Genomic DNA, 20,083 nt, shown 5'->3' with positions numbered 1-20,083 from the left:
GTACGGCAATTTGCCAGCTCGCATGATCAGCCCCCTCCCTTTGGCCGCAGGCCAAGGGGAGGGTTGGGGAGGGGTGCTTCTGCTCTAGAGCTTTTAGCGCTTGACGCCAGCCAACACCGCAGCACGCATCGCCTCGTACTCCGCCTCACCCATCTGCCCGGCCTGCCTGCGCTGCTCCAACGCGCGCAGCTTGGCATCCACATCACTGCCCTGCGCTGCCTCACGCTGCAGCCGCTCGGCCGCCGAGTGCAGTTCTGGCGGACGCTTGCCGGCACGCACGATGGCAGCAATGAACACACCAATCGCCACTGCAAACAGCAGCACCCCGATCAGCCATACCGCCCAGTTGTAGCCTTCAAGGCCGGGAACATTCATCTCACGCCTCCTTCAACCAGCGTGCGATCTGCGGCGCGTAATAGGTCAGCACACCGTCGGCGCCGGCACGCTTGAAGCCGATCATCGTCTCCATCACGCACTTGCGCTCGTCCAGCCAGCCATTGGCCGCGGCCGCCTTCAGCATCGCGTACTCGCCGCTGACGTGATACGCGAAGGTTGGCACGCCGAACTCGGTCTTCACCCGGCGCACGATATCCAGGTAAGGCATGCCCGGCTTGACCATCACCATGTCAGCGCCTTCGTCCAGGTCCAGTGCGATCTCACGCATGGCCTCGTCGCTGTTGGCGGGGTCCATCTGGTAGGTCTTCTTGTCAGCCTTGCCCAGGTTGCCCGAGCTGCCCACCGCATCGCGGAACGGACCGTAGAACGCCGAGGCGTACTTGGCCGAGTAAGCCATGATGCGCGCATTGATATGGCGGGCCTCGTCGAGTGCGGTGCGGATGGCGCCGATGCGGCCGTCCATCATGTCCGAGGGCGAGATGATGTCCACACCGGCATCGGCATGCGATACCGACTGCTTGACCAACGCCTCGACGGTGATGTCGTTGAGCACGTAGCCGGTGTCGTCGATGATGCCGTCCTGGCCATGCGTGGTGTACGGGTCCAGCGCCACGTCGGTCATCACCCCCAGCTCGGGGAAGCGCTGCTTCAGCGCGCGCACCGCACGCTGCGCCAGGCCATCCGGGTTCCAGGCCTCGGCCGCGTCCAGCGACTTGCGCGACGGGTCGATCACCGGGAACAGGTCGATCACCGGCACGCCCAGTTCCAGCGCCTGTTCGGCCTCGCGTAGCAGTTCGTCGATGGACATGCGGTCCACGCCCGGCATCGATGCCACCGCCGCGCGGCCTTGCAGCTCATGCACGAACACCGGCCAGATCAGGTCGTTGCTGGTGAGCGTGTTCTCACGCATCAACCGACGCGAGAACTCGTCGTGACGCATGCGGCGCGGGCGGTACTGGGGGTGGATCATCGCGGTACTCCTTGATTCCGGAAACGGGGCTTACTGCAGCCGGTAACCCTCGGGCTGCAGTGGCTCGGGCAGCGGGCTGTGGCCCACTGCATCGAGCAGATCGATCTCGATGGTACGCACCATGGCGTCCAGCGGCAGGTCATTGGGTTCGGTGCCGAACGGGTCTTCCATTTCCTCGCCGAGCTGGTCCAGGCCGAAGAAGGCATAGGCCAGCAGCATCGATACCACCGGCGTGGCCCAGCCCAATGCGCCGGCCAGGCCAAACGGCAGCAGCACGCAGAACAGCCAGGCACAGCGGTGCAGCAGCAAGGTATAGGCGAACGGCAGCGGGGTGCCGGCGATGCGTTCGCAGCCGGCCTGTACGCTGGCCATGCCCTGCAGGCGCGCGTCGAACTGCGCGTAAAGATAGGGATCCAGGCGACCTTCGCGCAGGGGCACGGCCAGTTCGCTGGCCAGTTGGTCCAGCACGGCGTCGGCAATATTGCGTCGCGCCAGCAGCGCCTCCTGGTCCGGCTGCAACCAGGCGGCGCAGGCGGCGGCCTGGTCGCGCCCACGCAGGCGCGCGGCCAGGGCATGGGCAAACGCGATGACCAGGTGCGTGCCGCGCTCACGCAGCTGTGGTTCGGCAACCAGCAGCGCGCCCGCCGCACGGGCGAAACCGCGCGATTCGATCAGCAGGTGCCCCCACAGTTTGCGACCTTCCCACCAGCGGTCGTGGCAGGCGTTGTTGCGGAAACTCAGGAAGATCGACAACACCAGGCCCAGCAGGGTGAACGGCACCACCGACAGACCGCTCCCACCCAACGGGTGCCAGCTGCGGCTGAACGCCGCCACCAGCACTGCCAGCACGCCGATCGCCAGCACCTTGGGGGCAATGGCCGGCACGATCGAGCCGCGCAGGATGTACAGCAGCTGCCAGCCAGTGGGACGGGGGCGGATGATCATCGGAAAGCCGGTAACGCCTGCAACAGGCCAGCGACGCCGGAGGGCTTCCGGCCAGCCGTGTCATTTTACGCCCCCCGGCTGTACCCCGCCGGCACGGCGGTGGCCCCGATCAGATGACGCCGCCGCCGATGCTCAGGCGGATCACCCCGACGACAATGACGATGGCATTGAGCAACAGACCGGTCTTGGCCCGGCCGCGCTTGCTGGCATGGGTGAACAGCAGGCCGATGGCAGCGATGACCGCCCCCACGGCTGCGAACGGAATCAGGAACCAGTTACCCCAGCCAAGCAGTGGAATGAATGCCAATACCATCCACAACAGGGCAATAATTCCCCAAATCAGGCTGATCAGCCCCATGTGCCTTCCTCCACCAGATACAGCCTGCAAGATAGCCGGGAACACGTGCAGAGCAAAAGGCCTTCACCCTGGCCGGAAGTTCTCGACAGATTCAGCCGGCGCCATGGATCATCCGCAATTACCGATCACCGGGGAGTGAAACCATGAAACTTCCGCTCGTTATCGCACTGTCACTCGGCGTCGCGCTGGCTGTCGGCGGCTGCGCCAGCACTTCCAAGGTCATGCTTGGCCAGGCCCGCGCACCGGTGGACCCGGCCAGCGTGCAGATCTATTCCACCCCGCCGGCCGGCTCGGTGGAGATCGCCCAGCTCGAATCCTCCAGCGCGGTCGGCTTCGGCACCCAGGGCCAGACCGATGCGGCGATTGCCCGGCTCAAGCGCGAGGCCGCCGCACTCGGCGCCAACGGGGTGATCCTGATGGGCGTGGGTTCCGGTGGTTCGCCGGTTGGCATGTCGGTGGGTGCGGGCAGTTATGGCCGCCACACCGCCGGCGGCCTCAGCGTCGGCATCCCCACCCAGCAGAAGCGTGCCGCAGGCGTGGCGATCTGGGTACCGCCGGGCGCAGGCAAGTAAGTCCTGCTGCCCGGGTAATGCAACAAGGGCGCCGTGAGGCGCCCTTGTTGCAGGCAATGCGGTGGTGGTCAGCTGTGATCGCGCAGGAACCGCGCCATCGACGATACCCCGGGTACCGCCGGTTCGAATTCACCGGCCACGTCGATGAAGCCGCGCATGATGGCGATGTCGCGCGGGGTACGGTTGATCGCATCGCGCATCTCCGGATCGGCACCAGCACGCAGCAGCCGCTGTACCAGTTGCGGCAGGCCGTGCAGTGCGGCCAGATGCAGCGGACCGAAGCCGCGCGGGTCGCGTACATCCAACGATACGTCCTCATCCAGCAGCCGATCCACGGCCGCCAGCACCACGCCTTCGTCGCAGGCCGTGCCCGGTTCGGCGCGTGCACCCAGCAGCAACAGCAACGGCGTCACCGTGCCGGCGGAGGCCTGGTCCGGTTCGGCACCGGCCAGCAGCAAGGTATCCAGCAGGGCCAGCAGGCGGGTACGGTCACGCGAAGTGAAACCGTACAGCGCGGCACAATGCAGCGGCGCCAACTGCTGGTCGTCACCGGCATGCACGTCGGCACCGGCAGTGAGCAGGCGCGCGACGATATCCGGCAAGCCCAGCGCCGCGGCCAGCATCAACACGGTAACGCCGCCGGGCAGGCGATGTTCGAGTTTGGCGCCGGCATTGAGCAACGCGGCCACGATCGTGGTCTGGCGCATGCTCACCGCCGCCGACAACGGCGTGGCACCGCTGGCCGCCGCATGCTGTGGGTCGGCACTGCGCGACAACAGCAGGTCCACCACCGCCGCATGACCACCGCCGGCGGCACGCAGCAGGCCGGTGCAGCCCTGCGCATCGACCGCGTCGACGGCAAAACCAAGATTGAGCAGGCGGCGTACCGCATCGGCATCGCCGGCCATGGCCGCGGCCGCGACGTCGGCATCGCGCAGGGCGCGCAATGGCAGCTGCCAGCCACGCCAGTCCAGCAGGTCGGCCAGATCGCGACGTCCGCTGGACAGGGCAACACCCAAGGGCGTCTGTCCATCCGCCGCACGTGCATCCGGCGATGCGCCCTGCAGCACCAGCTGCTTGAGCGCCGCCTCGCGTGCCAGTGCGGTGGCCAGGTGCAGCGCGGTCATGCCATGGCTGTCGCGCGCCTCGCGGTCGACGCCATTGAGCAGCAGGTGCTGCTGCAGCTTCAGCCAGCCCAGGCGTACCGCCAGCGACAAGGCCGGATCACCGGCCGGCGAGGCGGCAAACGGATCGGCGCCACGCTCCAGCAGTTCCAGCGCGAATTGTTCGGTGCTGCGCGCACCGTGGTCGTGCTGCGCGCAAGCAGCCAGGAAACGGGTCAGGCCACCCCGGCCGGCCGGCGACACGCCCCGCTGCAGCAGTACCTGCAGGGTCGGGATCGCATCGACGCCACGCGACAGCAGCGCGAACATCGGGGTATCACCGCAGGCATCGAGCACTTCCGCTGCGGCGCCCTGCGCCAGCAGCCAATCGACCACGCGCGGCTGCAGGGCCAGTTCCGGATCGTGCAGCAGTCCACCCAGTTCATCGGCCGCGCACAGCTTGGCCAGGGGTGCCATGCCGTCGACGTTGCCGAATACCAGCGCTTCGCGCAGCAAGGCCAGCGGCGCGCGGTCGTTGAGCACCGGCACGGCGTCACCTTCTGCACCCTCGGCGCTGCTGGCGGCAGCATCGCTGACGGCCGCAGGTAATGAATAGCCCGGGTCAAGCAGCGAGACGATGCTCCAGCGGCCGGCGGCAGCGGCATGTTCGATGGCGCGACGGCCATCGCTGCCGACCACGTCGGCGCTAATGCCCAGGTCCAGCAGGCGGCGGATCAGCGCTGCCGAAACATGCTCGGCACGGCTGGCCAGCAGCAACGCGTTGCAGCCCTCGCCGTCAACGGCATGGACATCGGGCTTGTGCGCCAGCAGCCGCTCCAGCACCCCGGCATGTCCCTGCGAGGCGGCATCCAGCCACGGCGTGCGGCCAGCGGCGTCGCGCGGCTCCACATTGGCACCGGCATTGAGCAGGGTTTCGACGATATCGACATGGCCGGCCACGGCGGCCTCATGCAGGGCGCTGCGACGCTGGCGGTCGCGCGCATCCAGTCGTGCCTTGTGCTTGAGCAGCAGCTGCACACCGGCCGGGTCATCGTCATCGGTGGCGGCGGCCTGGACCAGCACCGGCACGCCATCGGCCGGTTCCACCTTGGCGCCGCGCTCCAGCAGGAACTTGCCCAGCCGCCAGTTGCCGGCCTGGCAGGCCACCGCCAGCGGACTGTGGCCATCGTTGTTGAGGGCATCGATCTCGGCTGCGGCATCGCGCAGCAGGGCTGCCACGCCGGGATCGGAACTGCGCGCGGCGTGGTGCAGCGGGGTATTGCCATCGGCGTCCGGCGTGCGCGGATCGGCACCGTTGGCCAGCAGGGTCATCACCGCCTCGGGACGGCCGTGCCAGCTGTCGCGGGTTGCCGCCAGCAGCGGGGTCATGCCCTTGTGGGCCTGGTTGACGTCGACGCCACGGCTGATCAGCGCACGCAGCAGCCGCAGGTCCGGCAGTACCGCCGCCAGTACCGCCAGGCTGCGCTGGTCGCGCGATTCGGCCGGCGCCGGCGCATGCGCATCGGCACCGGCATCCAACAACTGCAGGGCACGATCAATGCGGCCGCCACGGGCGGCGTCATACAACTGCGGCACCAGTTCGTGCTGCGCGATCGGCTCCAACGGTGCAGGCTCGGCCAGCGCTTCGGCAAACGGATCGAAGGCCGGCTGCGGATTGCCGCTGGCCTTCGCCGCAGCCACGCCCGGCGCACTGCGCATCGACTGCAACAGGTAATGCAACAGCGGCGCGGCGATGGCGGTGGCAATGGCCAGCGGCCAACGCAGGCCGCTACCAACCAGGCCCGGCCAGGCCGCGGCGACGATGGCCGCACACAACAGCAACACCACCGCTGCCGCGCCCAGGCCATGCCAGGAATCCAGGCTGCGGCCGCTCAGGGCCTGCCATTGCGTGCGCAGCGCGCTGTCCTCACGCTCCATCGCCTGCCATAGCGGCCAGGTACGCCATAGCGCCAACAACGCCACGCTGACCGCGATGCTCAGCGCCAGCACCGCCGCCAGGCTGCCGCTGTCGTGCAATGCCGCCAACGGCCAGGACACCAGCACCGCAACGATGGCCGCGCCGCCGGCCCACAATCCCAGCAGGCCAGGCAGTTCACGTTTGAATACGGCCAGCGACGGGGTCACGCTGCGGGTACGCCGCCACCACGACACCGCCAGCGCGAAGGCCGGCTGGGCCAGCACCCCGCATACAGCCGCGGCCACGCCGCCGAACGCCGTGGCCAGGGTCAGCAACACCCCCAGGCCCAGCGCGGCGGCAACAACACGGCTACGTAATGCTTCAGTCATCGCGACCGTCGATGCGGGCGATTTTCACCGGTGCCAACGGCATCGGTGGTGCCTGCAGGTGGAAACCGCGTTCGGCCAGGTTGGCGTGCACCTGCGCGACATCGGCCTGGGCCAGACGACGTTCGGGAGTCAGCGCCACCTCCAGCACGAAGGTGAACGGCGCCAACGTGCTACCCAGCACCGCCGGAATCACATCGAAATCATCACGCTTGGCGAGGTACACGTAGGTGTCCTGCTTGCGTTGGCTTTTATAGACGTAAGCTTGCATGCCAGCGGGCTTTGCCCTGCATCGGGAGTCAGAGATTGTGTCGGAAATCTGGCGCTGTTGAAAGGCGGCGCGCCTCGTCGCAGCGGGATTTGCCACGGTCTTATACATTCATTTACATCAAGATTCTGTTGAGATGGGGGTATGCCCGCGGTCCGGCTGATCGACGGGAAGCCACCTGTCGATATACTCGCGCCCCTTCGAACCCTTGGAAGACAACGTGTCGCCTGCATCACCGCCACGCCTGGCACCGCTGAACATCCTTGCCCACACCGCGACCACGGCGCTGGGTGCGGGCCTGGCTGCGCAACGACAAGGGCTGCGCGCGCGGCGCAGCGGTCTGCGTCCGAACGATTTCGGTGATGAACCGCTGCCCTGCTGGATCGGCCGCGTAGCCGGCCTGGAGGAAGTGACGTTGCCGCCGGACCTGGCCGGGTTCTCCTGCCGGAACAATCAGCTGGCCTGGCTCGCGTTGCAGCAGGACGACGTGCTGGCAGCGCTGCAGCAGGTGCGTGAACGCCACGGCGCATCGCGGGTGGCGGTAGTGATGGGCACCTCCACCTCCAGCATCGGCGCGACCGAAGAAGCCTATGCCCGGCTTGAAGCCGATGCCGACGGCAACCTGCATTTCCCGCCCGACATGCTGCGCCCACGCATTCATACCCCGCATTCGCTGGGCGATTTCGTGCAGGCCGCAACCGGGCTGGGCGGCCCCTGCGTCACCGTTGCCACGGCCTGCTCGTCCAGCGCCAAGGTTTTCGCCCAGGCCGCGCGCCTGATCAATGCCGGCCTGGCCGACGCTGCCCTGGTCGGCGGCGTGGACACCTTGTGCGGCAGCGTGCTGTATGGCTTCAACTCGCTGCAGCTGGTAGCACCCACGCCATGCCAACCGTTCGACGCACGCCGGGTCGGCCTGTCGCTGGGTGAAGCCGGCGGCTACGCGGTGCTTGAACGTGTCGGCGCAGGCCCGGCCACGCCCCTGCAGTTGCGTGGCTATGGCGAATCCAGCGATGCACACCACATGTCGGCCCCGCATCCGGAAGGACTGGGCGCACGGCTGGCGATGCAGGCAGCGCTGCAACGCGCCGGTATCGATGCGGCCGAGCTGGGTTACCTGAACCTGCATGGCACCTCGACCCCGGCCAACGACAGCATCGAAGCCGCTGCGGTTGCCGCGCTGTTCCCTCCGAGCCTGCATGCCAGCTCGACCAAGGGCTGGACCGGCCACACGCTGGGCGCGGCCGGCATCGTCGAATCGGTGTTCGCGCTGCTGGCGTTGAGTGACGGCGTGCTGCCGGGCACCTTGAACAGCGAGATCCCCGACCCGGCCTGCGGCCCGCAGATCCGCTTTGCCAATGCCCAGGCCGAGATCGACTACGCGATGAACAATTCCTTCGGCTTCGGCGGCAACAACTGCGCGCTGGTGTTCGGCAAGGCAGGATGAGACAGATGCTGGAAGCTACCTTGGAAGGTGTCGGATTCTGGGGCAACGGCCTGCCCGACTGGGACAGCGCCTGTGCCTGGATGCGCAAGGGCGAACGCCCGCAGGACCCGCCGGCGCGCCCGTCGCCGCAGCTGCTGGCTGCCAATGAGCGGCGCCGCGCACCCGGCACGGTGGCGGTCGCGCTGGAGGCCGCGCTGGCCGCCTGTGAGGCGGCCGATCGCGCACCGGCAAGCCTGCCGTCGGTGTTCACCTCCACCCACGGCGAGCTGACCATCACCGATTACATGTGCGCCACCCTGGCCACCGACCCGGCTGCCATTTCGCCAACCAGGTTCCACAACTCGGTGCACAACGCCGCCGCCGGCTACTGGACCATCGGTGCCGGCGCACACGTCGCGGCCACCGCGATCAGCGCCGGCCACGACAGCTTCGCGCAGGGCCTGCTGGAAGCCATGGTGCAGCTGCAGGCTGGCGAGGAAGCGGTGCTGCTGGTCGCCTATGACGGCAACGCCAGTGGCCCGGCCGCCGAAGTGTCACCCAGCAGCGGCCTGCTGGGTGCCGCCTTCGTGCTGTCACGCAGCCCATGCGATGGCCTGCCGGGCTTGCAGCTCAAACTGCATGACGCAGCACCGTCAGCGATCCTGCGTGATGTGCCGCAAGGCCCACTGACGCAGTTGTTTGCCGACAATGCGATGCACCCGGTGCTGCCACTGCTGGAGGCCCTGGCGATGGATCAGGACACGCTATGGATGCGCGCAGGCGCGCAGCAGTGGCTGGAGATCGGCATCCGCCATGACTGAACCGGGCCCGCTGTCCGCGGACAATGTCGCCGTGGTGATTCCGGCACTGAACGAAGAACTGCGCATCCGCCAGGTGGTCGAAGGCGCGCTGCAGTACTACCCGCACGTCATCGTCATCGATGACGGCTCAACCGACCGTACCGCCGACTGCATCGCCGATCTGCCGGTCACGGTACTGGGCCACCCGCAACGCATGGGCAAGGGCCAGGCACTTCGCAGCGGCTTTGCCGAAGCCAGCCGACGTGGCCTGCGCGGCGTGCTGACCCTGGACGGCGACGGCCAGCATGTTGCCGCCGACCTGCCGCGCCTGCTCGCCAGCGCCAACCGCCACCCCGGCTGTATCATCATCGGTGCGCGCCTGCGCAAGCGCGCATCGCAACCGCTGTACCGCCGCCTGGCCAACGAGTTCGGTGACTGGGGCATCGCCTGGGGCACGCATTACCAGGTGGCCGACAGCCAGAGCGGGCAGCGTTTCTACCCGGCCGAGGTGATCGCCCTGCGCGACATCGCCGCCGAGGGTTTCGTGTTCGAAGCACAGGTGGTGATCTCGGCTGCGCGCCAGCTGGGCACGCGCTGCGTGTCGGTACCGATCGAATCACGCTACCGCTGCGCCGACAGCGACGAACAATTCCGCCCCAGCCATTTCAAGCCGCTGCAGGACCTGTACCGCATCACCAGCCACATCGTGCTGCTGGCGCTGCGGCATGGCCATGTCTGGCGCGTCTACCGCACCATCCGCAGGAATCCGCCAGTGATCGACAGCACCGACGTCGCCAACTGAGCGACCACGCTCAGCCCATGCCGCCGTTGATGCCGATCACCTGGCCGTTGATATAGCCGGCGGCATCGCTGCACAGGAAGGCCACCAGCGCCGCCACCTCTTCCGGCTTGCCGGCGCGCGCGGCCGGTACGGTCTGCTTGATCAGCTCAGGCGGAAACGCATCGGCCGCCATCTGGCCCTCGATTACCCCCGGCGCGACCACGTTGACGCTGATGCCACGGCTGGCCATTTCCCGCGCCAGCGACTTGCTTGCCCCATGCAGGCCGGCCTTGGCCGCGGCGTAGTTGGTCTGGCCGCGATTGCCCAGCACGGCCGCCACCGACGATACGCTGACGATGCGCCCCCAGCGCGTGCGCGCCATCGGCAACAGCAGCGGCTGGGTCACGTTGAAGAAACCGTTGAGGCTGACATCGATCACCCGCTGCCAACGCTGCGCATCCATGCCGGCCATCGGCGCGTCATCGTGGATGCCGGCATTGTTGACCACGATCTGGATGGGGCCATCGACCAGCAGGGCCACCAGCGCGGCATTCACCGCTCCATCATCGGCAACATCGAAGGCCACCGCCTGCGCACTGCCACCGTCAGCGACGATCTGCGCCACCACCGCTTCGGCGCGCGCCAGGTTGGCGTTGGCATGCACGATCACATGCACGCCGTCGCTGCCGAGCCGATGGCAGATCGCGCCACCCAGATCACCACTGCCACCGGTCACCAGCGCACGTCGCTGCTTGCTCATCAGGGGTTTGCTCCGCTAGGTCTCATTGAATATTCATGGCAGCTGCAGCATCACCGCGGCACGGCCTTCTGCCAGCAACTGCCTGCGGTGATGGATGCGGAAGGCATACTGCTGGCTGCCCTCGCCTTCCACCAACACCTGCGCGGTCGCCTCCAGTGCATCGACCAGGTCATCAATGCGCGCCACATGCAGCTGCACGTCACGCAGCGCGACCAGTACGCCCGGCAGCACCGCGCCACCCCGTTCGCGCCCGCGCAAGCCACCATGCACGGCCATCGCCTGTGCACCATATTCGCAGAGGTGGATTGCGCGCAGCTGGCCGTCATCGCACAGCGGATGCGCCGCATCGCGGTGGTTGAACGCCCGTAGCGCGATGTCCTGCGCCGACCAGCTCACGACCTCGTCCCACAGGCACATGCCGCCCTGATGCGGGACCAGTTGCAGGATTTCCTCACGTCCCAGCATGGCCAACCTCCTGCAGCGGATGCCGCGATATCAGCAGGGCCAGCACGAAATTGCAGACCACGCCCAATGCCACCGTGCTGCCGATCGCACGCAGCACCGGTATCGAGGACAAGCCAAGCAGGCTGAACACCAACAAGGTCATCACGCTGCATACCAGCAAGCCGTGCAGGGTGCGCAGCTGGTCGGCATGGCTGTCGCCTGCGTGTTCGAAGAACAGCCCGTAATCCAGGCCCAGGCCAGCGGCGAGGATCAAGCCGATAAGGTGGAACAGGTTCAACTCCACGCCCAGGCCGCGCAGCACCGCCAGCACCAGCACGGTCGTCAGCAGCATCGGCAGCAGCACCCGCAACACGCGCCGTGACGAGCGCAATGCAGCGCCAACGGTCAGTGCCAGCAGCAGTACCGCAAGCGCAAGCGCGACCAGCACACGGCTGCGATAGTCGGCAACAAGGGATTCGGAGGCCTGCTTCATGTCCAGCAGCTGCGCGCCATGCAATTGCGCCGTGCTGGCCACCGCGGCCACATCGTTGAGACCGCTGAGCGAGACCAGCGCGATGGCGTGATCCTTGCCCTGCACCAGCAGGCCATCGACTGCCGTCGCCAGCGGCGTGCCCTGCAGATCAGCCGGTTGCAGTGGCGGCGCACGGCGCGCATGCTGCACATCGGCGACAAATGGCTCGAACGCATCATCGATGAACGGCGTTCCCGCCACCGCCGTTGCCAGCGCCGCGCGCAGGCTGGCTTCATCGGGCAGCTGTTGCTGGCGCTGGCGCTGCACGGCGGCGCTGGGCAGATAACGCGCCGCCATGTCGTAGCGCTCCAGCGCGCCGTTGGCGACCAGCGCATCCAGGGCCGGCCGCAGCCGTTCACTGGCGGCCAGCGCAGCCTGTGCGTCGCTGCCGCGCACGGTGACCAGATAGCGCACATCCGGCGCGCCCAGTTCGCTGCGCAGCTGCGCATCACGCTGCAGGTCCTGCGGGTCCACCGGGGTCAGCCGGCCCAGATCGTTCTGCCAGAAGGTGCCCGGGGCAAACACCATCACCGCCACCGCCAGCGCGGCGAGTACGGCCAGTGACCAGCGCGGCCGTGGCAGGCGCTGGGTGTGCTTCCACAGCCGCGCCAGCCGATCGGAGTCGGCGAAATCGCGTGTTGCCGGGTCAATCAATGCCGGCAACAGATAGCGCGTGGCCAGCGCCGCCGTCGCCAGTGCGGTGATGGTGAACACCGACAGCTGTTTCAAACCATCCACGCCGGAGAACAGGAAGGTCAGGTAGGCAATGCAGGTGGCGATCACCCCCGTGCCCAGCGTCGGCCACAGCGCGCGCACGTTGTCCCATGCCGAGCGACCCGGCCGCTGGTGGCTGAAGAAGTGGATGGGGTAGTCCTGCACCACGCCGATCAGGGTGAAGCCGAACGCGATGGTGATGCCGTGTACGCCATCAAAGCCCAGCGCCACCGCGCACAGCCCGGCCAAGCCGGCACTGGCCAGCGGCAAGAAACCCAGGATCGGCATTTTCCAGCTGCGGTAGGCGAACCACAGCAGCAGGATCATGCCGATGGTATCCAGCGTGCCGATCATGCCCGCTTCGCTGGCGGTGCGGTTGCCGATCTTGACCGAGAACGCGCCCGGCCCGCTCAGCTCGATGCGGCTGCCGCTGGCAGCGGCGATGCCGACAAACCGGTTGTTGATCGTATCCACCGCCAGTTGCTGGGCGCCAGGATCAAAGCCGGCCGCATGGGTCTGCACCAGCAGCAACGCCTGCTTGCCGGCGCGATCGAACCAGACATCATCGATACGTTGCGGCGCATTGGCTGGTTGCAGGGCCTCGGCCACGCGCAGCACCTGCAGGGTGGGATCGGAAGGCAGCAGGGGTTCGATCAAACCACCGGCAGGCGAGCCAAGGTCCTGCAGGCGTGCCTGCAGTTCTTCACCGAGACGGGCGCTGGAAAACGCATCTGCCGGCAATGCATCGATCAGATAGCGGTAGGGCAGCAGACGCTCGGGGAATGCCTCCAACCCGGCCTGCTCACCATTGGCAACCAGCTCGAACTGCGCATCGGCAGCCAACGCTTCACGCAGCGCGCGCGACTGCTGCGCCAGCTGCTCGGGTGCGGCCCCGGACAGTGCGACCAGCAACAGCCGCGCACCCGGGCCTTCGCCCAGTTCATCCAGCAACAGCTTCTGCGCGGGCGTACGTGCGTCGGGCATGAACTTGCGCAGGTCGCCGCTGACCTGGATTCGGCTGCTGATCCACATGCCCAGCACGCCAAGCAGCAGCAACCAGGCAATGGCCAGGCCGATGCGCTGCATGGATGACAGCTTCAACGCGTGCCACCGGCACTGCACAGCCCATTCAACGCGGCGGCGTCGCGAACGGCGGCCGCGGCAGTGGCGGCACCGCCCAGCAAGGTGCGCTGCACCTCGCCCTTGGCCGGCTGGGTTTCGATGCAGCGCAGTTCAGCGTTCTGGCCGTGCAGGATCACCGACCGCACGCGCCGGGCCAAGGCCTCTGCCTTGGGCGTCAGCTGCAGTTGCCAGCGCTGCGCACTGCCGGAGGCCTGCAGGCGGTAGTTCTGCTCCAACGCGGCCAGATCACCGGCCAGCATCGCCCCGAAACTGACCTGCAGATCGGCCAGTTCGGGCACGCGTTGCAGCGCAAACACCCGCGGCGGCTTGCCGGCGCGGGCAATGCTGACCTGGCCATCGGCGATGGTCGTTGTCTCTGCATAGGGCGTGCGCACCTCGCGGACCAGCGTGCCGGCATCCGGGCGGCGGTACTGGCCTTCGACCCGCAGCGGCTCCTTCAGCAATGCCGAGCCACGCAGTTCGACGAAGTTGGTCTGGCTGGGTGCCGGCTGCGCCAGTTGCCGCAGTATCCATGTGGCATCGATGCCACTGGCCAGGACGGGGCTACTGGCCAGCAGGCCGGTCAGCAGGCACGGGAGCAGCCGTCGCACGGTCTTGGGGATGCCAGAAATCATAGAAATTGAACCAGTTGTAAGGGGCCTCGCGCAGGTGATGCTCCAACCTGCCGGCATAACGGTGGATAAGCGTGGAAAGGATCTCCGCCCGGCCGCGGCGCGGGATATCCACCACCTCGGCGAATGACTCGAAGCGCAGGTCGTAGCGGTTGCCGCCAAGGTACAGGCCAAAGGCCAGCACCACCGGTGCCTTCAATGCGTTGGCGATCAACCACGGCGCTGCCGGAAACGCAGCGTCACTGCCCAGCAGCGGGGCGGCGACGGCCGGTTCATCGGGACGCGCCCGGTCCACCAGCAATGCCACCATCGCACCATCTTCCAATGCCTGCTGGATGGCCAGCACGATCGCGGTGCCGTCCTGTGCGGCATCGATGATGCAATCAGCCAGCTTGGGGTCGAGTTCGGCCAGCAGTTCGGTGATGGCGGCATTGTGCGCGCGGTCCATCAGCACCCGCAGCTTCAGGTCCGGGCGCATCCTGGCCAGTACCCGCAGCGCATCGAAGCTGCCGAGGTGGGAACCGAACACCAGCACCCCGCGCCCCTGGTCCAGCTGCTGCAGCAAGGGCTCGGTACCGCTGCTGCGGATGTCGAACAGGGCGGTGCGGCCGGCCAGCAGGAACACCCGATCCAGGATGGTGGCGGCGAAGGTATGGATATGCCGGGCCACTTCCAGCGCACGCGCCGGACGCCCGCGCAGGCGTCGCAGGTAATCGGCGGACGCGCGCCGTTCGGCACCCCGCACACAGTAGAAATACAGGGTGATCGGGTACAGGCAGGCGCGCGCGATGCCGCGCCCGCCATGCCGCGCGATGCCGCCGATCAAACGAATGGCGAACCGTCCGCCACCTTCGGGACGATGCTTCCAGTCCGCCTCGTTCATGCGCCTGCGTCGCCTTCGACCAACACCAGCTCGCCACGCACCAGCAGCTGGTCCTCGCGCAACACGCGGAATTTCCAGCGTGGCGCCTGGCCTTCCAGCTCCACCCGTGCCTGCTGATCCGGCAGCAGTGGTGCCATGAACTTCACCTGCGGCAGGCGCAACGCGCCGACCGCCTGCCCCTGCTCGATCGCCACCGCCTGCAGTACCTGCTCCAGCACCACCACGCCAGGCACCAGCGGCCGACCGGGGAAATGCCCGGGCAGGCAGGGATGATCGGAGGGAATACTGAACTGCATCAGATGCTGTACCGGCGACTTTGGCACACAGGATACCGGCAGCCTTGTGTTTCAGCGCAGCAGGTCGCGCCAGAACGCCGGGCCCAGCTGGCCCATCTGGCGCAGGAAATCCCAGGCATTGCGGTAGGGCCGCTGCGGGAAAAACTGCGAACGCACGGCGTACTCCACTGCGAAAAAGCCACCGATCAGGCCCCAGTCGGCGATGTTCGCGCACCACGACCATTGTTCATGGGTCACCGGCCACCACGGTTGGATGCCGAAGGCGGCCAGCAGACCGTCGGGGACGGCGCTCATCGCCAGGCCCAGATTCACCGCCGCCAGCAGCACCAGCACCAGCGCCCAGGCAGCACTGAGGCGGCGCGTATAGCGCTCCAGTGCCGCGGTCACCGGCATGCCGGCGCGGCTGTACAGGGCCTGCACGATGCGGGTGATCAGCGGAATCCGCCCGGGCAGCAGTGAGCGCGCGAAACCCCAGGCCACCAGCAGCGGAAACACCACCGGTGGCGCCAGCAGCAGCATCCACGCCCAGGCCGAACCGCCCAGCCACCACAACAACGCACAACTGGCCGCCAGCAGGCCCCATGCCCACGCCTGCCGCCGCGCCAGCGGTTCCAGCAGGCACAGCAGCACCAGCCCGGCCAGGGCGGCCGCGGCCCACATGCCCTCGTTGCGCAGGCTGGCCACATGCGACAGCACCGGATAGGCCAGCAGCAGGATCACCCGCAGCGCCAGCGCCACCGGCCCGTGGCCGGGTTCAGGGCTGGCGGCACTCACGCCGTTCAGACCGTCTTGTTGGCTTGGATATGCGCCGACAGGGCCCGCAAGGAACCGAAAATACGGCGGTTGTCCTCGTTGTCCGAACGCAGCTGGAAGCCATAGTGCTTGCTGATGGCCAGCGCCAGTTCCAGCGCATCGATCGAATCCAGGCCCAGCCCGTCGTTGAACAGTGCCGCCTCCGGATCGATCTGGGCCGGGTCCACGTCTTCCAGGTTCAGGCTCTCGACCAGCAACCCGGCCAGCTCGCGCTCGGCTTCATTTTGTTGCGACATTTCCATACCCACGGCAAATAGACCCGCAACGATCCGGCATCGCCGACGGTTGCGCAAGCATGACAGTTCAGACGCGCGGGGTATCATTGCCGTCTCTGCGATGCCCGATACGCCGTGCAATGACGTCCCCGCTCCACGCCCGCCGCCGCTTCCACCTGCGCGCCACCTGCCTGCCCACCAATGTCACGGAGGTCTGAGATGAATGCCCAGACGTCTCCGGCGGCGGCTGCCGCGCTGCACATCGACTATGCCGATCCCTCGCAGCTGCCGGCCCTGTTGGCCGATCCGCAGGTGCTGGCCGTTTTCGGCTTCCAGGCCGGCGACGCGGCGGCCCCCAGTGACGATCCGCGCTATCTGCAGGTAGGCCTGCAGGCCGACGGCGTGGCCAAGCTGGAAGTGTGGCGCAGCGACAAACCGGTCAGCCATGGCCGCGATGCCAACGGTGTGGCCTGGGCCAGCGACGGTGCGCTGATGTTCGGCGCCCTGCAAGTAGACGAAAACCTGCACGGCGGCATCCTCGGCGCCTCCGAACACGCCTACGCCCAGATGCTGCAGGCATTGTCGGCGCATGCCTATCCGCATCTGCTGCGGATCTGGAACTACCTGGATGCCATCACCGAAGGCGAAGCCGACAACGAGCGCTACCGCGAATTCTGCGTCGGCCGAGCACGCGGCATCGGCGCTATCGACACCGCCACCCTGCCCGCCGCCACCGCCATAGGTCGGCTGGATGGGGTGCGCGTGCTGCAGGTGTATTGGTTGGCCGCACGTGATGCCGGCACGCCGCTGGAAAACCCGCGCCAGGTCAGCGCCTACCGCTACCCGCGTCAATACGGGCGGCAATCGCCCAGCTTCGCCCGCGCCTTGCTCGCCGCGGGCGGCAGCCGCCTGCCGCTGCTGCTGTCGGGCACCGCCAGCGTGGTCGGCCATGCCACCCTGCATGGCGACTGCACGCAGCGCCAGCTGCAGGAAACCTTTGCCAATTTTGAAGCCCTGATCGGCGCGGCCCGCGCGCACCGGCCGAGCTTGCCAGCGCAGTTCGGCGAGGGCAGCCGGCTCAAGGTCTATGTGCGCGATGCGGCTGAAATCGGCGATGTGCGCGCGGCGCTGGCCCTGCATCTGCCGGCGCAGGTGCCGTACATCGTGCTGCATGCCGCGGTATGCCGGCGCGACCTGCGGGTCGAGATCGACGGCGTCCACGACGCCTGACAGCCTTCAGGCAGAGGCGCCGCAGCAACAGCCGCGGCGTGGCGCCTGGTCAGTGCCCCAGCAAGGCCAGCACCGCATCGCGCGGCAACTTGCCGGTGTCATTGCGCGGCAGCACCGCCACCTTGCGCAATGGGCGTGGCAGGAACACCGGATCCATGAACTCGCGCAGATCGCGCAGGATGTCGGCCTCCTCGCGCCCGGGTGCCACCACCAGCGCGGCAATGCGACCCACCGCGTGGCCGGGCTCGGCGGCCAGTTGCACCACCACCGCATCCACCACACCGGGAACGGCCTGCAGCTTGCGGGTCAGGTCACCCAACGAGGCGCGTTTGCCGGCGATTTCCAGCAGATCGGCACGCCGACCGCGCAGCACGAAGCGATCCCCCGGCAACAGTTCCACCAGGTCCGCCAGGTTCACCGGCGCGGGCAGGTGCGCCGCATGCACGCGCGTGCCATCGGGCTGGGGTTCCAGGCGTACACCCGGCAGCAGGCTCCAGGCGGTTTCGCTGGCGGTGCGACGGCGGGCGAAGATGCAGGTCTCGGTAGAGCCGAACATCTCCCGCACCTCGGTGGAAAAAGCCTGTTCGGCCGCTGCCGCAAGTTCCTGCGACAGCGGCGCGGTGGCGGTGACGATGCCGGCCAGCGGCGGCAAGCCCACGCCCGACTCCACCAGCGCCTTGAGGTGCACCGGGGTGGTGATCAGCACCCGCGGTGCCTGCACCTGCTGCAGCGCGAGCACCACGTCCTGCGGAAAGAACGGACGCCCTGCCTGCAGCGTTGCCGGTGCCAGCAAGGGCAGCAGTACCGCCATCTCCATGCCATACATGTGCTGCGACGGCACCGTTGCCACCAGCGCCGGCTGCGCCTCGCCCCACAGGTCCTGCAAGGCTTGCAGGTTCTGCGCGGTGCTGGTCAGGAACGACCCCCAGGTCTTGCTGTTGGCGCTGGGTGCACCGGTGCTGCCGGAAGTAAAACCAATCGCCACCAGCTGCGTATCCGCCAATTGCGGCAGCACGCCGTCAAGACGCGGCAATTCCATTGGCAGGACGAAGCTGCCCGGTGGCAACGCCTGCTGGGCATCGTCGGCCAGGCAGTAGGTCTGCGGATAGCGTTGCTGCACATCGGCGACGACCGCATGCGCGCGCGAAGAAGGCAGCAGGTTCACCTGACCGCGCAGTGCCACCGCGCAGAACGCGACCAGGAAGCGATAGCGGTCGTCGCACAGGTTGACCGCATGCTGGCCCGCCGGCAGCAGTGCGGCCACGCCACGTACATGCGCGAAGAAGGTCTGCAGATCGATCGACCTGTCCGCGCCGACCGCCAGCAAGCGCTGCAGGCCACCATTGGCCAGCGGGTGCCGGGACGGGGATGACAACTGCTCGGGAACAACCGACATGCGACTACCAGGACCTCGTTCGATGGACAGCCCATCGCGACGTCGGCCACAACGGGGCGGCCAGCTTGGCCCTGCGCGGCCCGGCTGGCAAGCCGGGCCATGTCACCGGGGTTCAGTGATAGCCGGTTTCAGCCGTGACCTTGCCGCGGAAAACCTTGTACGACCACACCGTGTAACCCAGGATCACCGGCAGCAGCAGCACCAGCCCGACCATGCTGAAGCCCAGCGAGGACGCCGGTGCGGCGGCCTGCCACAGGGTCAGGTGCGGCGGCAGCAGGTAGGGCCACATGCCCAGTACCAGGCCGATGAAGCCCAGCACGAACAGCGCCAGGGTCAGCAGGAACGGCGGCAGATCGCGCCGTGGATGCATGGCGCTGCGCCACAGCGCCACCGCCACGGCCAGGGTCAGCAGCGGCACCGGCGACAGCCACCAGAAGTTGCCGTCGCTGAACCAGCGCTCCATCACCCGCGACTGCAGGAACGGCAGCCAGGTGCTCACCAACCCCATGAACACGATCACCGCCACCATCAATGGCCGCGTCAGCGAGCGCGCCAGCGCCTGTTCCCGGCCCTCGGTCTTGAGGATCAGCCAGGTACTGCCAAGCAGCGCATAGCCGGTGACCACTGCCACCCCGGTCAGCATCGAGAACGGGCTGAACCAGCCGAATGCACCGCCGCTGTAATGCCCATCCTGCATCGGCAGGCCCTGCACCAGCGCGCCCAGGATCACGCCCTGCGCGAACGAAGCCAGCAGCGAGCCCAGCGCGAACGACACGCTCCACAACGCACGCGAACGGTGCGCCTTGAAGCGGAACTCGAAGGCCACGCCACGGAACACCAGTCCCATCACCAGCAACAACACGGGCAGATACAGGCCCGAAAGCAACACCGCATACACCTGCGGAAACGCCGTCATCAGTCCTGCGCCGCCGAGCACCAGCCAGGTTTCATTGCCGTCCCAGATCGGCGCGGCGGTATTCATCATCACGTCGAGCTGCTGCTCGTCCTCGGCAAACGGCGCCAGGATGCCGATGCCGAGCACGAAGCCATCCAGCACCACGTACATCAGCACGCCGAAGCCAATCACCGCGAACCATGCCACCGGCAGCCAGGTTGTCATCTCCAT

Annotated in this window: 21 protein-coding genes; 5 read left to right on the top strand and 16 right to left on the bottom strand. The window is 67.6% G+C overall.

Features of this window, described 5'->3' with window-relative positions; all coding sequences use genetic code 11:
• Positions 1-93: 93 nt before the first annotated feature.
• The 4 genes from ACVOLQ_RS04590 to ACVOLQ_RS04575 form a co-directional block, all read right to left on the bottom strand.
• Positions 94-375, bottom strand: coding sequence for an SHOCT domain-containing protein (locus ACVOLQ_RS04590; RefSeq protein ID WP_313174099.1), 282 nt, complete (start codon positions 373-375; stop codon positions 94-96).
• Between the two features lies 1 nt (position 376).
• Positions 377-1,366 carry a porphobilinogen synthase gene (hemB, locus tag ACVOLQ_RS04585; RefSeq protein ID WP_481527238.1) on the bottom strand — a complete coding sequence of 330 codons (990 nt, stop codon included), beginning with the start codon at positions 1,364-1,366 and terminating at the stop codon, positions 377-379.
• Between the two features lie 30 nt (positions 1,367-1,396).
• Entirely contained in the window at positions 1,397-2,311 is a 915-nt protein-coding gene (locus ACVOLQ_RS04580) for a bestrophin family protein (RefSeq protein WP_481527237.1), read from the bottom strand.
• 109 nt (positions 2,312-2,420) lie between these two features.
• Positions 2,421-2,669, bottom strand: coding sequence for a hypothetical protein (locus ACVOLQ_RS04575; RefSeq protein ID WP_313493432.1), 249 nt, complete (start codon positions 2,667-2,669; stop codon positions 2,421-2,423).
• Between the two features lie 143 nt (positions 2,670-2,812).
• Between ACVOLQ_RS04575 and ACVOLQ_RS04570 the strand changes: the two genes are divergently transcribed.
• The gene (locus ACVOLQ_RS04570; RefSeq protein WP_313174107.1) at positions 2,813-3,241 is read left to right on the top strand and encodes a hypothetical protein; all 429 of its coding nucleotides are present in this window, start codon (positions 2,813-2,815) and stop codon (positions 3,239-3,241) included.
• A 68-nt stretch (positions 3,242-3,309) separates the two neighbouring features.
• On the opposite strand, the gene ACVOLQ_RS04565 is transcribed toward ACVOLQ_RS04570, so the two are convergent.
• Positions 3,310-6,651: an ankyrin repeat domain-containing protein gene (locus ACVOLQ_RS04565; protein WP_481527236.1), complete on the bottom strand. Its 3,342-nt coding sequence runs from the start codon at positions 6,649-6,651 to the stop codon at positions 3,310-3,312.
• Positions 6,644-6,919, bottom strand: coding sequence for a YcgL domain-containing protein (locus ACVOLQ_RS04560; protein ID WP_481527235.1), 276 nt, complete (start codon positions 6,917-6,919; stop codon positions 6,644-6,646). The genes ACVOLQ_RS04565 and ACVOLQ_RS04560 overlap by 8 nt, the downstream gene beginning before the upstream one ends.
• Positions 6,920-7,160: 241 nt before the next feature.
• Here ACVOLQ_RS04560 and ACVOLQ_RS04555 point away from each other — a divergent pair, with 241 nt between their 5' ends.
• From ACVOLQ_RS04555 to ACVOLQ_RS04545, 3 genes are read left to right on the top strand one after another with little or no spacing between them, the layout of a single operon-like run.
• Positions 7,161-8,360, top strand: a complete 1,200-nt coding sequence (locus ACVOLQ_RS04555) for a beta-ketoacyl-[acyl-carrier-protein] synthase family protein (RefSeq protein WP_313174160.1) — start codon at positions 7,161-7,163, stop codon at positions 8,358-8,360.
• Between the two features lie 5 nt (positions 8,361-8,365).
• On the top strand, positions 8,366-9,160 hold the full coding sequence (locus tag ACVOLQ_RS04550) for a beta-ketoacyl synthase chain length factor (protein WP_481527234.1): 795 nt from the start codon (positions 8,366-8,368) through the stop codon (positions 9,158-9,160).
• Positions 9,153-9,941, top strand: a complete 789-nt coding sequence (locus tag ACVOLQ_RS04545; RefSeq protein ID WP_481527233.1) for a glycosyltransferase family 2 protein — start codon at positions 9,153-9,155, stop codon at positions 9,939-9,941. The genes ACVOLQ_RS04550 and ACVOLQ_RS04545 overlap by 8 nt, the downstream gene beginning before the upstream one ends.
• A gap of 10 nt (positions 9,942-9,951) precedes the next feature.
• Here the strand turns inward: ACVOLQ_RS04545 and fabG are convergent, their stop codons facing one another.
• The 8 genes from fabG to ACVOLQ_RS04505 are packed head-to-tail and all read right to left on the bottom strand — an operon-like array spanning position 9,952 to position 16,352.
• Positions 9,952-10,683, bottom strand: a complete 732-nt coding sequence (fabG, locus tag ACVOLQ_RS04540; RefSeq protein WP_481527241.1) for a 3-oxoacyl-ACP reductase FabG — start codon at positions 10,681-10,683, stop codon at positions 9,952-9,954.
• A 30-nt stretch (positions 10,684-10,713) separates the two neighbouring features.
• Positions 10,714-11,145 carry a hotdog family protein gene (locus tag ACVOLQ_RS04535; RefSeq protein WP_481527232.1) on the bottom strand — a complete coding sequence of 144 codons (432 nt, stop codon included), beginning with the start codon at positions 11,143-11,145 and terminating at the stop codon, positions 10,714-10,716.
• Positions 11,132-13,456 carry an MMPL family transporter gene (locus tag ACVOLQ_RS04530; protein ID WP_481527240.1) on the bottom strand — a complete coding sequence of 775 codons (2,325 nt, stop codon included), beginning with the start codon at positions 13,454-13,456 and terminating at the stop codon, positions 11,132-11,134. The genes ACVOLQ_RS04535 and ACVOLQ_RS04530 overlap by 14 nt, the downstream gene beginning before the upstream one ends.
• 11 nt (positions 13,457-13,467) lie before the next feature.
• Complete coding sequence (locus ACVOLQ_RS04525; protein WP_481527231.1) at positions 13,468-14,127, bottom strand: LolA-related protein; 660 nt, start codon at positions 14,125-14,127, stop codon at positions 13,468-13,470.
• Positions 14,057-15,007, bottom strand: coding sequence for an LpxL/LpxP family acyltransferase (locus ACVOLQ_RS04520; protein WP_481527230.1), 951 nt, complete (start codon positions 15,005-15,007; stop codon positions 14,057-14,059). The genes ACVOLQ_RS04525 and ACVOLQ_RS04520 overlap by 71 nt, the downstream gene beginning before the upstream one ends.
• The gene (locus ACVOLQ_RS04515) at positions 15,004-15,303 is read right to left on the bottom strand and encodes an ApeI family dehydratase (RefSeq protein WP_313174120.1); all 300 of its coding nucleotides are present in this window, start codon (positions 15,301-15,303) and stop codon (positions 15,004-15,006) included. Before ACVOLQ_RS04515 ends, ACVOLQ_RS04520 begins: the two co-directional genes overlap by 4 nt.
• Before the next feature lie 51 nt (positions 15,304-15,354).
• The gene (locus tag ACVOLQ_RS04510; RefSeq protein ID WP_313174121.1) at positions 15,355-16,077 is read right to left on the bottom strand and encodes a ketosynthase; all 723 of its coding nucleotides are present in this window, start codon (positions 16,075-16,077) and stop codon (positions 15,355-15,357) included.
• A 5-nt stretch (positions 16,078-16,082) separates the two neighbouring features.
• Positions 16,083-16,352 carry a phosphopantetheine-binding protein gene (locus ACVOLQ_RS04505; protein ID WP_481527229.1) on the bottom strand — a complete coding sequence of 90 codons (270 nt, stop codon included), beginning with the start codon at positions 16,350-16,352 and terminating at the stop codon, positions 16,083-16,085.
• 198 nt (positions 16,353-16,550) lie between these two features.
• Here ACVOLQ_RS04505 and ACVOLQ_RS04500 point away from each other — a divergent pair, with 198 nt between their 5' ends.
• Positions 16,551-17,561 carry a chorismate transformation FkbO/Hyg5 family protein gene (locus ACVOLQ_RS04500; protein ID WP_481527228.1) on the top strand — a complete coding sequence of 337 codons (1,011 nt, stop codon included), beginning with the start codon at positions 16,551-16,553 and terminating at the stop codon, positions 17,559-17,561.
• 49 nt (positions 17,562-17,610) lie between these two features.
• Here ACVOLQ_RS04500 and ACVOLQ_RS04495 read toward each other — a convergent pair whose 3' ends face one another.
• Positions 17,611-18,957 carry an AMP-binding protein gene (locus ACVOLQ_RS04495; protein ID WP_481527227.1) on the bottom strand — a complete coding sequence of 449 codons (1,347 nt, stop codon included), beginning with the start codon at positions 18,955-18,957 and terminating at the stop codon, positions 17,611-17,613.
• 112 nt (positions 18,958-19,069) lie between these two features.
• On the bottom strand, positions 19,070-20,083 hold the full coding sequence (gene cydB / locus ACVOLQ_RS04490) for a cytochrome d ubiquinol oxidase subunit II (RefSeq protein WP_312367186.1): 1,014 nt from the start codon (positions 20,081-20,083) through the stop codon (positions 19,070-19,072).

The organism is Stenotrophomonas sp. STEN031 (genome assembly GCF_056759975.1).
This window is presented reverse-complemented; position numbering and strand designations above follow the sequence as displayed.

Coding starts and splice junctions, on each gene's coding strand:
- ACVOLQ_RS04590 (WP_313174099.1), bottom strand. CDS start 375: ATGAATGTTCCCGGCCTTGAAGGCTACAACTGGGCGGTATGGCTGATC.
- hemB (WP_481527238.1), bottom strand. CDS start 1,366: ATGATCCACCCCCAGTACCGCCCGCGCCGCATGCGTCACGACGAGTTC.
- ACVOLQ_RS04580 (WP_481527237.1), bottom strand. CDS start 2,311: ATGATCATCCGCCCCCGTCCCACTGGCTGGCAGCTGCTGTACATCCTG.
- ACVOLQ_RS04575 (WP_313493432.1), bottom strand. CDS start 2,669: ATGGGGCTGATCAGCCTGATTTGGGGAATTATTGCCCTGTTGTGGATG.
- ACVOLQ_RS04570 (WP_313174107.1), top strand. CDS start 2,813: ATGAAACTTCCGCTCGTTATCGCACTGTCACTCGGCGTCGCGCTGGCT.
- ACVOLQ_RS04565 (WP_481527236.1), bottom strand. CDS start 6,651: ATGACTGAAGCATTACGTAGCCGTGTTGTTGCCGCCGCGCTGGGCCTG.
- ACVOLQ_RS04560 (WP_481527235.1), bottom strand. CDS start 6,919: ATGCAAGCTTACGTCTATAAAAGCCAACGCAAGCAGGACACCTACGTG.
- ACVOLQ_RS04550 (WP_481527234.1), top strand. CDS start 8,366: ATGCTGGAAGCTACCTTGGAAGGTGTCGGATTCTGGGGCAACGGCCTG.
- ACVOLQ_RS04545 (WP_481527233.1), top strand. CDS start 9,153: ATGACTGAACCGGGCCCGCTGTCCGCGGACAATGTCGCCGTGGTGATT.
- ACVOLQ_RS04535 (WP_481527232.1), bottom strand. CDS start 11,145: ATGCTGGGACGTGAGGAAATCCTGCAACTGGTCCCGCATCAGGGCGGC.
- ACVOLQ_RS04530 (WP_481527240.1), bottom strand. CDS start 13,456: ATGCAGCGCATCGGCCTGGCCATTGCCTGGTTGCTGCTGCTTGGCGTG.
- ACVOLQ_RS04525 (WP_481527231.1), bottom strand. CDS start 14,127: ATGATTTCTGGCATCCCCAAGACCGTGCGACGGCTGCTCCCGTGCCTG.
- ACVOLQ_RS04520 (WP_481527230.1), bottom strand. CDS start 15,007: ATGAACGAGGCGGACTGGAAGCATCGTCCCGAAGGTGGCGGACGGTTC.
- ACVOLQ_RS04515 (WP_313174120.1), bottom strand. CDS start 15,303: ATGCAGTTCAGTATTCCCTCCGATCATCCCTGCCTGCCCGGGCATTTC.
- ACVOLQ_RS04505 (WP_481527229.1), bottom strand. CDS start 16,352: ATGTCGCAACAAAATGAAGCCGAGCGCGAGCTGGCCGGGTTGCTGGTC.
- ACVOLQ_RS04500 (WP_481527228.1), top strand. CDS start 16,551: ATGAATGCCCAGACGTCTCCGGCGGCGGCTGCCGCGCTGCACATCGAC.
- ACVOLQ_RS04495 (WP_481527227.1), bottom strand. CDS start 18,957: ATGTCGGTTGTTCCCGAGCAGTTGTCATCCCCGTCCCGGCACCCGCTG.
- cydB (WP_312367186.1), bottom strand. CDS start 20,083: ATGGAGATGACAACCTGGCTGCCGGTGGCATGGTTCGCGGTGATTGGC.